12 protein-coding genes are annotated in these 9576 nt (G+C 43.2%); 6 read left to right on the forward strand and 6 right to left on the reverse strand.

Annotation, left to right across the window (positions count from 1 at the left end):
* On the reverse strand, window positions 1-2613 hold a 2613-nt coding region (locus I8U17_RS17065; RefSeq protein WP_483316480.1), incomplete at its 3' end, for a Tn3 family transposase.
* 159 nt (window positions 2614-2772) lie between these two features.
* On the opposite strand from I8U17_RS17065, the gene I8U17_RS17070 reads away from it, so the two are divergent.
* From I8U17_RS17070 to arsC, 3 genes are read left to right on the forward strand one after another with little or no spacing between them, the layout of a single operon-like run.
* Window positions 2773-3096, forward strand: coding sequence for an ArsR/SmtB family transcription factor (locus I8U17_RS17070; protein WP_029072081.1), 324 nt, complete (start codon window positions 2773-2775; stop codon window positions 3094-3096).
* A 57-nt stretch (window positions 3097-3153) separates the two neighbouring features.
* A complete protein-coding gene (gene arsB / locus I8U17_RS17075; RefSeq protein WP_022738254.1) occupies window positions 3154-4203 on the forward strand; it encodes an ACR3 family arsenite efflux transporter in 1050 nt (349 codons plus the stop codon).
* Between the two features lie 30 nt (window positions 4204-4233).
* Complete coding sequence (gene arsC, locus I8U17_RS17080; RefSeq protein ID WP_198056259.1) at window positions 4234-4656, forward strand: arsenate reductase (thioredoxin); 423 nt, start codon at window positions 4234-4236, stop codon at window positions 4654-4656.
* Window positions 4657-4704: 48 nt separating this feature from the next.
* Here arsC and I8U17_RS17085 read toward each other — a convergent pair whose 3' ends face one another.
* The 3 genes from I8U17_RS17085 to I8U17_RS17095 are packed head-to-tail and all read right to left on the reverse strand — an operon-like array spanning window position 4705 to window position 6060.
* Window positions 4705-5208: an arsinothricin resistance N-acetyltransferase ArsN1 family A gene (locus I8U17_RS17085; RefSeq protein WP_198056260.1), complete on the reverse strand. Its 504-nt coding sequence runs from the start codon at window positions 5206-5208 to the stop codon at window positions 4705-4707.
* Between the two features lie 26 nt (window positions 5209-5234).
* Complete coding sequence (locus I8U17_RS17090) at window positions 5235-5591, reverse strand: ArsR/SmtB family transcription factor (protein ID WP_198059887.1); 357 nt, start codon at window positions 5589-5591, stop codon at window positions 5235-5237.
* Window positions 5554-6060: an ArsI/CadI family heavy metal resistance metalloenzyme gene (locus I8U17_RS17095; RefSeq protein ID WP_198059888.1), complete on the reverse strand. Its 507-nt coding sequence runs from the start codon at window positions 6058-6060 to the stop codon at window positions 5554-5556. The genes I8U17_RS17090 and I8U17_RS17095 overlap by 38 nt, the downstream gene beginning before the upstream one ends.
* A gap of 278 nt (window positions 6061-6338) precedes the next feature.
* Between I8U17_RS17095 and I8U17_RS17100 the strand changes: the two genes are divergently transcribed.
* Window positions 6339-6962: a recombinase family protein gene (locus I8U17_RS17100; protein ID WP_029072083.1), complete on the forward strand. Its 624-nt coding sequence runs from the start codon at window positions 6339-6341 to the stop codon at window positions 6960-6962.
* A gap of 144 nt (window positions 6963-7106) precedes the next feature.
* Here the strand turns inward: I8U17_RS17100 and I8U17_RS17105 are convergent, their stop codons facing one another.
* Both I8U17_RS17105 and I8U17_RS17110 read right to left on the reverse strand, forming a co-directional pair.
* Entirely contained in the window at window positions 7107-7844 is a 738-nt protein-coding gene (locus I8U17_RS17105) for a sulfite exporter TauE/SafE family protein (RefSeq protein WP_198056262.1), read from the reverse strand.
* Window positions 7845-7908: 64 nt separating this feature from the next.
* Window positions 7909-8289 (reverse strand): Lrp/AsnC family transcriptional regulator, encoded by a 381-nt coding sequence (locus I8U17_RS17110; RefSeq protein WP_198056263.1) that lies wholly within the window; start codon window positions 8287-8289, stop codon window positions 7909-7911.
* Window positions 8290-8586: 297 nt separating this feature from the next.
* Between I8U17_RS17110 and I8U17_RS17115 the strand changes: the two genes are divergently transcribed.
* Both I8U17_RS17115 and I8U17_RS17120 read left to right on the forward strand, forming a co-directional pair.
* Window positions 8587-9303 (forward strand): MFS transporter, encoded by a 717-nt coding sequence (locus I8U17_RS17115; protein ID WP_255518276.1) that lies wholly within the window; start codon window positions 8587-8589, stop codon window positions 9301-9303.
* A partial coding sequence (locus I8U17_RS17120) for an MFS transporter (RefSeq protein WP_198059890.1) occupies window positions 9304-9576 on the forward strand: 273 nt, incomplete at its 3' end. It lies immediately after the preceding gene.

Consider the following 9576-nt stretch of genomic DNA (forward strand, 5'->3'; position numbering starts at 1 on the left):
GTCTGAAATATATTCCAGTAAAAACACGGTTCGCACTACCCGCCCCAACTCTCGAAACGCTTTGTATAGTCGGTTCTTACGGCTGTCATTACTCAGTTTACGAAGCAATGTAGCTGAAGAGATTTTTCCGGCCTTGATCGAAAGTACGACCTGAAGTAAATCCTTCCAATGGGTTTCAATGAGTTTCCAATTGATTGTTTCAGTAAAAAGGGAGTCAATGTGCTTATAGCGAACGCCTTCAAAGGGGCGGAAAAACGTCAAGTCTTTCAAGTTTCGAATCCGGGGCATCAACTTGATTCCTAACAGATGGGCCAAGGCAAACACGGGTGTGGATTGTCCTTGGGTATCCGCATGTACGGTATCAGGCTGAATATTGGATTTGTTTTTCAGTAAGCCATCAAGAATGTAAACAGCTTCCCAGACCCCGCAGGGTATGAAGTGACTGAATAACGCTATGTAGTTATCGGATACATGGTGATAAGCGATACCACCGTATCCTCCGTACCGGATATGATATTCAGCCAATAGATTTTCCTCATAGATATCGTATTTGGTTCCGTCCGCGGCGGCCGTTTTACCACTGCCCCAAAGTTGGGGAAGATCGAACCGGTAATACTCATTGATGATATCTTTAATTGCTTGATCCAGTTTTTGTGCTGTCACGTGGCGCTGGTTCACGAATGAGAGCATCTTAGGAGTGACCAACCCTCGCATATGCCGAGCAGCTTGGGCAGGTCCAAGATTGCAGCCGTACGTAAAGGTATTGAGGATATATCGTTCCGTCGGTCTTTCCAGTTTCGGATCAGATCCAGATAGCGGCCCAAAATGACGTGTCCATCTGATCCAATGTTCTACGTTACACAAGATATCAAGGATGCTCCGTTCCGGCATCCTTTCAAGGACTAATTTCTCCAAATGCTTTTGATCCACTGTACGTTCTTTTGCCCGGACTTTCTTTAATTCCGGCTCCCCTTTTTCGTTGATGACAACAGCATCAGAGTCAGGGTATTTGCAATCGACAGTTCGGCAAGTGTGGTTCATCCATTCCTGTAATTGTTGGACAAACTCTTTCCCTTGTTCAGGAAAATCCATTTCATCAAGGTATTCAGATAAAAGAGGCTGGCATTCTTCCCAAGATAGAAGTTGCTCGCGGTAATCGGCAAAGTCATCAGAATCTTGAATGCAGACATCTCCTGTTTTCAGTTCCGTTGCCAAGTAGGAGAACACACACACCTCTAAATGGCGGCGAGCAATTTGATATCCGCCAACACGCTGTTTAACCCGGATGATACGGCGCCAAGCATCAGAAGCAAACGACAAATCCACTTCATCTTGGAGCCACTCTTTTCGGCTATTTTGGTGTTTCTTCACAAATTCGAGGGCCTGAATTAGACGGCCGTCCTCTGAAGTGGAATCAAGCTGAAGGGAATTAATCAGCCGGAACAAGACGGGGCGATGATTCTGTCGAAAAAACTTAAGAATCAAGGGCAGGTAGTTGTTTCCTTGGCAGGAAGCGACGGCTTCACAATCATCGAGAAGATCCGGAATGCTCCCTCGGGAAGCTAAAACCTCTTTGATCAAGCGTCCCGCTTCCGCATCTTCAGGATTATCCTGTAAGGCTTGTAACACTTCTGTGAATGCCAAAACCAAGGACTCTGTTTTCTCCCGGTGTTGCTCTCTTATTTGCTCCAATTCTTCTTTAGCAGCCTTATGGAGGCTGGCCATCCGCTTAATAAACAAGGTTCCAAGGTGATCTCGTGTCTTTGTTTGGGAGCGATAGATCAGGCAGAGAAGAAGTGCGGCTCGTTTTGCCTGTGAAAAATCTTTCATCTCCCGTGCGTCCAGTGCTTTGGCTTGAGCCGCAAAATGGCTCACTTTGGCCGGTGAGATGCCCTCTAAGTACGGTCTTGCATCCCCAAAAGTTGTTAACCAGGCCAAATGATCCAACCGCTCCCGGATCTCCGACAACTTGGGCTTTTTAGGAAGGTTTTTCAAACGATTGTATTCGCTATAGTGAGATTCTCCCCGTTCCAGTAATTCATCCAACCGTTTGATTTCCTGATTGCCTAGACGTTGGAACACCATTTCAAAAAATCCGTCATTGACCGATTTTCGGATATGACGCGCCAAACGATCCAGCGTACTAAAAGCTGGGAGTTCATAGTTTTGCCGAATCAGTTCGGCAATGGCCACATTGATCAAGTCTGCCGGATGATCCATGACTTGGGCTGCCTTTTGCACCGCCTCTAAGGCAATCCGTTGGGCTTCCTTCCCGTAGGATTGGATGCCTCGGAATTTCCGGATAGCTGTCTGGTGTTGATACCGAGTTCGTGGTTTATCATATCCTGGAACAACTTCTGGAGGTAGTTTCATTCGGTCATGGATATAATCGACAATCTGAGTAGGCACTTCTTCGAGTTTAGGAAAATAGCCCAACCGTTGCGAAGTCTTCAACAAAATCATTGCGCTTAGCAAGGATTTTGGACCCCGTGTTAATTCGTATACAAATCGAACTTCTTCGCTTGAAGGTTTATATACCCGTTCCAACTCTTTTTCGGTGTATGAACGCTTGAGCCGGGGATATGCAGTACGTTCAATGGATGCCAAGGTCAATCCCCCCTCATGCTGTAGTCATGTTTATTTTCACATAAATCATGGTGGTGTCGAGACTGTCATGACCCTGATCAGTTTTATTTAGAACTGGTTATTTTTATTTTCATCTTTGACAAAAATATAAGTACATGCTTATATAATGATGAGGTGATGAATATGATGGATTGGGAGCAGATGGCGGAGTGTCATAAAGCCTTGGCGGACAAAACTCGCTTGCGTATTCTCGCTTTACTAAAAGTGGAGGAATTATGCGTATGTGAGCTGGTAGCAATTTTGAATATGACGCAGCCGGCCGTTTCTCAACACATGCGGAAATTGAAGAACGCGAAGTTGGTGAAAGAACGCCGGAATGGTCAATGGGTTTTCTATTCATTAGATGGCTCCATGTACCCTTTCTTTCAATCGGTACTAGAGACACTTCCAGATATGCGAAGTGAAATCGAGGAGTTAAAGAAAAGTGGGCGAAAAGTAGTCTGCGATTAATGCTCCGTCCTCATCCTAAAACTTATTAAGAAAGGTCGTGATGGAATGAGTGGAGTCATGAGAAGACTCTCCTTCTTGGATCGTTATCTTACGTTATGGATTTTTCTTGCCATGGTTATTGGTATTGGATCCGGTTATCTATTTCCAGGTATGGTGAAAGTCTTAACAGAACTACAGGTAGGTACTACATCCATTCCTATTGCCATTGGATTGATTTTGATGATGTACCCTCCACTGGCCAAAGTTCGATATGAGGAAATCGGGCAAGTATTTCGGAACTACCGGATCCTCAGTTTATCTCTGATCCAAAACTGGGTGATTGGTCCTATTTTGATGTTCGTGTTAGCTATCCTTTTCTTAAGAGATGATCCTCAATACATGGTTGGTCTTATTCTTATCGGTCTTGCTCGATGTATTGCTATGGTTATTGTTTGGAACGACTTAGCAAATGGAAACAGAGAATATGCCGCTGGGTTAGTTGCCTTCAACTCGATTTTTCAAATTCTCTTCTATTCAGTTTACGCGTATATTTTCGTCACGGTTTTACCGAAATGGTTGGGATTAGAAGGAGCTGTCGTCAATATTACCATGGGCCAAATCGCCGAAAGTGTTTTGATCTACTTGGGAATTCCTTTCGTTGCCGGCATGATCACCCGTCTTGCATTGGTGAAAGCTAAAGGACGTGAATGGTATGAGACTAAATTCATTCCTGTAATCAGCCCCATTACACTCATTTCATTGCTGTTCACGATTATTGTCATGTTCTCCTTAAAAGGTGAGTTGGTCCTTCAATTACCGTTGGATGTAATTCGAATCTCCATTCCTCTGTTAATTTACTTTGTTGTAATGTTTCTTGTTTCGTTTTATATGGGCAAAAAGGTTGGAGCAGATTATTCAAAAACGGTCTCTCTTTCCTTTACTGCCGCAAGCAATAACTTTGAGTTGGCCATCGCAGTTGCGATCGGTGTCTTCGGTATTAACTCAGGGGCTGCTTTTGCTGCTGTCATTGGTCCACTTGTAGAAGTGCCGGTATTAATTGGACTCGTAAACGTCGCATTTTGGTTCCGACGCAAATACTTTGCACAAAAAATGATTGAATCAAGCTAAAATCTATATTCCAAAGAGGAGAGAACAACGATGTCAGATAGGAAAATTATTTACTTCCTTTGCACAGGAAACTCTTGCCGCAGTCAAATGGCGGAAGGGTTTGGAAAGAAATATTTAGGCGATCGATTTGACGTATACAGCGCAGGGATTGAGGCACATGGACTTAATCCAAAAGCAGTGAAAGTCATGGCGGAGAAAGGAATCGATATTTCCAATCAAACATCCGAGATCATTGATCCGGAGTTGCTGAATAAAGCGGACTACGTTATCACTCTCTGCGGCGATGCCAACGATAAATGCCCGATGACACCTCCTCATGTTCACCGTGATCATTGGGGATTTGAAGATCCAGCAAAAGCCCAGGGAACTGAGGAAGAAGTATGGGAAGTGTTCCGCCGCGTTCGAGACCAAATTGAAGCACGGATTATACAGTTTGCGAAAGAAGGGAAATAACAAATAAAGAGTTATTCCCTGTACAAAGGGAAATGACTCTTTACTCGTTTAATCAAGGTTTTCTTCAATCAGTTTTTCTACGATGACACAATCAAGCCATTCGCCATCTAATTTACTATGTTTTTCATAGATTCCAACTTCTCGAAACCCACAGGCTCGACACAAGGCTCTGCTCGCATGGTTGAAATCGAAGATTCTTGAGACCAGTTTCCAGTAACCACGCTTTGCACATGCTTCCACCAGTGAATGGAGCAGATGTTTCCCAATTCCCCGGCCTTTATAACCATCTCGAATATAAATGGAAAATTCACCAATACCCCGGTAGCAGTCTCGAGATCGGTAAGGATGGACACATGCAAAGCCAACTACCAATTCATCAAGCACCGCTACCAAGATGGGATAATGCTCCTCTTGCTCAACGATCCATTTCCGCCTGTTTTCCACTGTATATAAGGAAGTTTCAAAAGTGGCTCGTCGTGTTTGAATTCCCTGGTTATATATTTCAGTAATAGCCAAAGCATCCGAGGGAAGGGCTGAGCGAATGATAACCATGGAATCCTCCTGTCTTTCTGTTGAAGTTAATGATCCAGATTTGTTCCGACAGTTTCTGTCTCCAAGAGATAACGGCGCTGGAGTTCGTCTTGAAATAACTTCATCGTAGTATAGTTGATCGCATAAAAATTCCATTTTCCTACCCTGGTCTCGTGAAGGAGACCAGCATTTTTTAATTCTCGCAGATGATAAGACACTTTGGATTGCGCCATATTCATTTGCTCTTGAATATCACAAACACAAACACCACCAGAACAACAAGCAACAGGAGGCGAAGCACCCAGTTGATCGTACCCGGCTTGGATGAGATCGAGGATTTTGATGCGAATCGGATCGCTTAGGGCCTTAGCGATTTGAGCAAATTTTTCTGTAGATAAGGACATCATGCCCACCTCCTTTTTGCTGATTATGAGCAGCCGCAATCGTTTCTGTTTGTTTAGGTTCATCCAATGTGCAACAAACAGCCGATTCATTGGATTGCTCTTCGGCATCTGCTAATACCGTAAACACTTCCCAACGGTGCCCATCCGGGCTGGTAACCCAAATTTTATCTTGGCGAGCATAGCAGCAAGTCGTATTCATCTCGTCAAAAGTGGCCAGTCCCTCTTTTTGGAGACGCTCTTTGGTGGCCAACACATCTTCAGTGGATTTCACTTGAATTCCCAAATGATTCAGTCCACCACTTACTTCTCCGCCCTCATTTAAGGTGAAATTCAAAGCTGGTTGTTCCAGATCAAACTTAGCATATCCAGGTCGAACTTTCACCGGTTCGACGCCAAACAATTGCGTATAGAAAAAAACAGATTTGTTCAAGTCTTTCACGTTAATCGCTACATGGGGTTTTAATACCATCGTTTTCACTCTCCTGTTATTTCATATCAACTTTTCTTGATTCAATTATACATCAAATAATTTTGATGGGTAAATAGATAAATCAAAAAAAGTTGATGTTTTATTTATTGCAATGTCCTTAAAGGTAGACCTTTAAAAACTATGAAATACATGCAGATTGATGCGTTTAAAAATGTATGAAAATCACTTTTTAAACGTTTATGAAAATACATATACCTTTGGAAACGTAATCAGATACAATAAAAGGTAGAAAATGCATTTTCTGGAGGAAGTTCATGGTGAAAATCGGTTATGTTCGTGTTTCATCTGCAGATCAGAATGAGGAACGCCAAATCAAAAAAATGTTGGAGTTAGGAATCGAGGAACGGATGATCTTCGTTGATAAGCAAAGTGGGAAGGATTTTGAGCGGCCCGGTTACCAGACGATGAAGCGTATCCTACGCAAAGGGGATCTTCTTTATCTTGACGCTCTTGATCGCCTTGGCAGGGATTATGATGGGATCATCCAGGAATGGAAACAGATTACGAGGGAAATTCAAGCAGATATTGTGGTGTTGGAAAACGAAACATTGTTTGATAGCCGCAAATATCGAGAGATAGGGGATATCGGCAAACTCATGGAGGACCAGTTTTTGAGTCTCCTCTCCTATGTTGCCGAACAAGAACGGAAGAAAATCAAACAGCGCCAAGCTGAAGGCATATCGCTTGCAAAAGCTCAAGGTAAACATTTAGGAAGACCCAAGATCAATTTACAGACGCTGTCCCATGAGCAACGCCAGTTATTAGCCTCTCACTATCCGAGATGGAAAAACAAAGAGATTACAGGCGTTGAATTCATGCGATTACTTGGGTTGAAAAAGAACTCATTTTATAAGGTGGTCAAAGAGTACGAGAGCATGTGATATCTATAAATAATTGTAAAGCCGTTCCTTTACTAGGAATCGACTTTTTCCAACTTACCCCATTTGCAACTGTATATTTTACACGTATCTCGGACTTACCCCATATAGAAACAACCCGTACGATGAACGGGTTGGTAATGCCGATCATATTAATTTAAACCCGACTTCCATAATCAGCAAAAAAATAATGATATTGATCAGTTTCCGGGCCCATTCCCCCGGAATCCTTGGTAAAACTTTCAAAGCCAATTCTGTTCCGATAACAGACCCCAATGCTAATGGTATGGCATATTTCCATTGAAAATATCCGGTATGATAGAAAATCATAAAGGCTCCCAAACAACTTCCCAAAATAAGGACTCGTGTTAATTGGACAGCTCGGATATAAGCTCTGGTCAAATTCACATAGTGAAGGATTCCAAAGGTAGATGAACCTGGTCCAAACCCTCCGTCATACGCAGCAATAAGGCATGTCCACAAAAGATCCAGCTTCTTCGCCCAAGAAACTGTTTTTTTGTTTCCCCAATCCCATTTTTTCATAGAAATAAGCAGGGCGAAAATGAGAAGAAAAATTGCTGTCACGTTCATCGTATGTTCATTTAAGTGTGAAGTAATGGCTGCACCGATCATTCCCCCGATCATTGCTACAAACAGATATCGCCAGATTTGTTTCCATGTAATCTCCTTGTGCCTTATGAGGGTAACAACACTGGACAAAGATGCAATTCCAGAAGAAAACTTATTTGTGGCTACTCCGATCTGAACCGGAAGGCCAAAAATCATCATTGCAGGGATTGTAATAAGTCCTCCTCCGCCGGCCAGAGTCCCTAAAAACGAAGCGAACAAGCCTGTGAAAAATAACAAGCAACTTTCTTGATACATCTTGCAATCCCTTCTTCCAAAATAACTGGCAATTTGTTATTATCTGCCTTGCAAATCAGAAAGTCTAACCATTTTCGACGTCTTCTGGCGGCAAAATGATCCGGCCGGTAACCGGGGAAGAAAGTACCACAGACGTACAGAAACGGCTAATGGGGGTAAACTTGTCGACCAGTTGTTCCAATTCTTTCATGGATGGTACTGCTACCTTCATGAAATAACTATCGGAACCTGTCACTCGATGGCACTCCAGGATCGCAGGCTCCTCCTTAATCTTTTTTTCAAACTCACCGCAAGGCACCTTTAACTCTCCTGCCTGAATGATAATGAGCAGCTTGCGTTCCGCTATTCTCGGAGAACTCAAGTGTAACTCTCTTGCGAGTTGACTGAACGAGATTCGCCCATTCTGCTGTAAACGCTCCAAAATCTTTATATCGATTTCATCCATCAAATTCACATCCATTCCTGCAAAAATATTAATGAACATAATGGTACCAAGCCCTGAAAGACGAGGTCTTTTTCATGGCAAGTTCCCTCGATTGATCAAATCCTGCAAAAGCAGTTTACTTTAGCGCAGATCTCGCACAATCCTTACGATTTTTAGTTACATAATGATAAACACGTAAAAATCATAAGCATTTCTCTTTTAAATCGTTTGATTTTATATTTAACTCAGAAATCAGCCGGTTTATTATGTCAGAAAGAAACTTGGAAAGGAGATCAAGATGCGAAAAATACATTATGGATGGTGGATCCTGTTCTTCTCCTTTTTTCCCTTTTAACCGTACAGGGAGCCCGGTTATCGTTCGGTTCATTCATTGTACCATGGGAACAGTCCTTTTCCACAGGAAGAGGGATGCTTTCATTTACCGGAACGTTAAGTTTCGTTATTTATGAGTTGACTCAGCCCTTGATAGGAAAATTAATCGATCGATGGGGAGTTCGTCGAATTCTTGCTTATAGCGCTTTAATTACCGGTATAGGTATTCTTTTAACAGTGACTGCCTCCACTCCTTTTGAATTGTGGCTCTGGTTTGGCATCCTCGCTTCTATTGGATTTGGAGGCGCATCGAGTGTTGCTGCATCGATTGCGGTAACAAATTGGTTCAATAAAAAGAGGGGATTGGCCTTAGGCATTATCACTTCGGGGTTTAGAGCCAGCCAGTTTTTCATGGTGCCCCTGGCTCTGGGGGTCATTCGGGAGAAAGGATGGGAAGCTGCGTCCCTCACCTTGGGAGGAATTCTTGTTGTTTTAGCGTTCCCTCTTCTTTTGCTGTTTCTGAAAAACCGGCCTTCGGACATGGGGCTTCAACCCTATGGAGGATCACCAGATAATAACCAATCGGACATTGCTACAAAAAAAGCAAAGAGACAAGGTTCCAATTTCTCTTTCTGGAGGCATCGGGGTTTTTGGTGTCTGATCCTTCCCTACTTCGTTTGCGGATTTACCACTACAGGTTAAATGGATACGCATCTCGTTCCTTTCGCCCATGACCATGGCTTTTCCCCCGCAGCGACAGGAACAGCTGTCAGTCTGTTGGCTTTGTTCAATGTGGAGGGAACCTTGGCCTCGGGACACTTCGCCGACCGTTGGAGCAATCGGTGGATGTTAGTTACCTTGTATGCTGTTCGGGCAATCACGGTTTTCTTCCTTATTTACATCCATCAACCGTATTTACTCTGGTTTTTTTCCATCCTTTTCGGGTTGGTGGACTTCTCCACCGTGGCTCCCACC

This window comes from Thermoactinomyces sp. CICC 10521, from assembly GCF_016055135.1.
GTDB lineage: Bacteria > Bacillota > Bacilli > Thermoactinomycetales > Thermoactinomycetaceae > Thermoactinomyces_A > Thermoactinomyces_A daqus.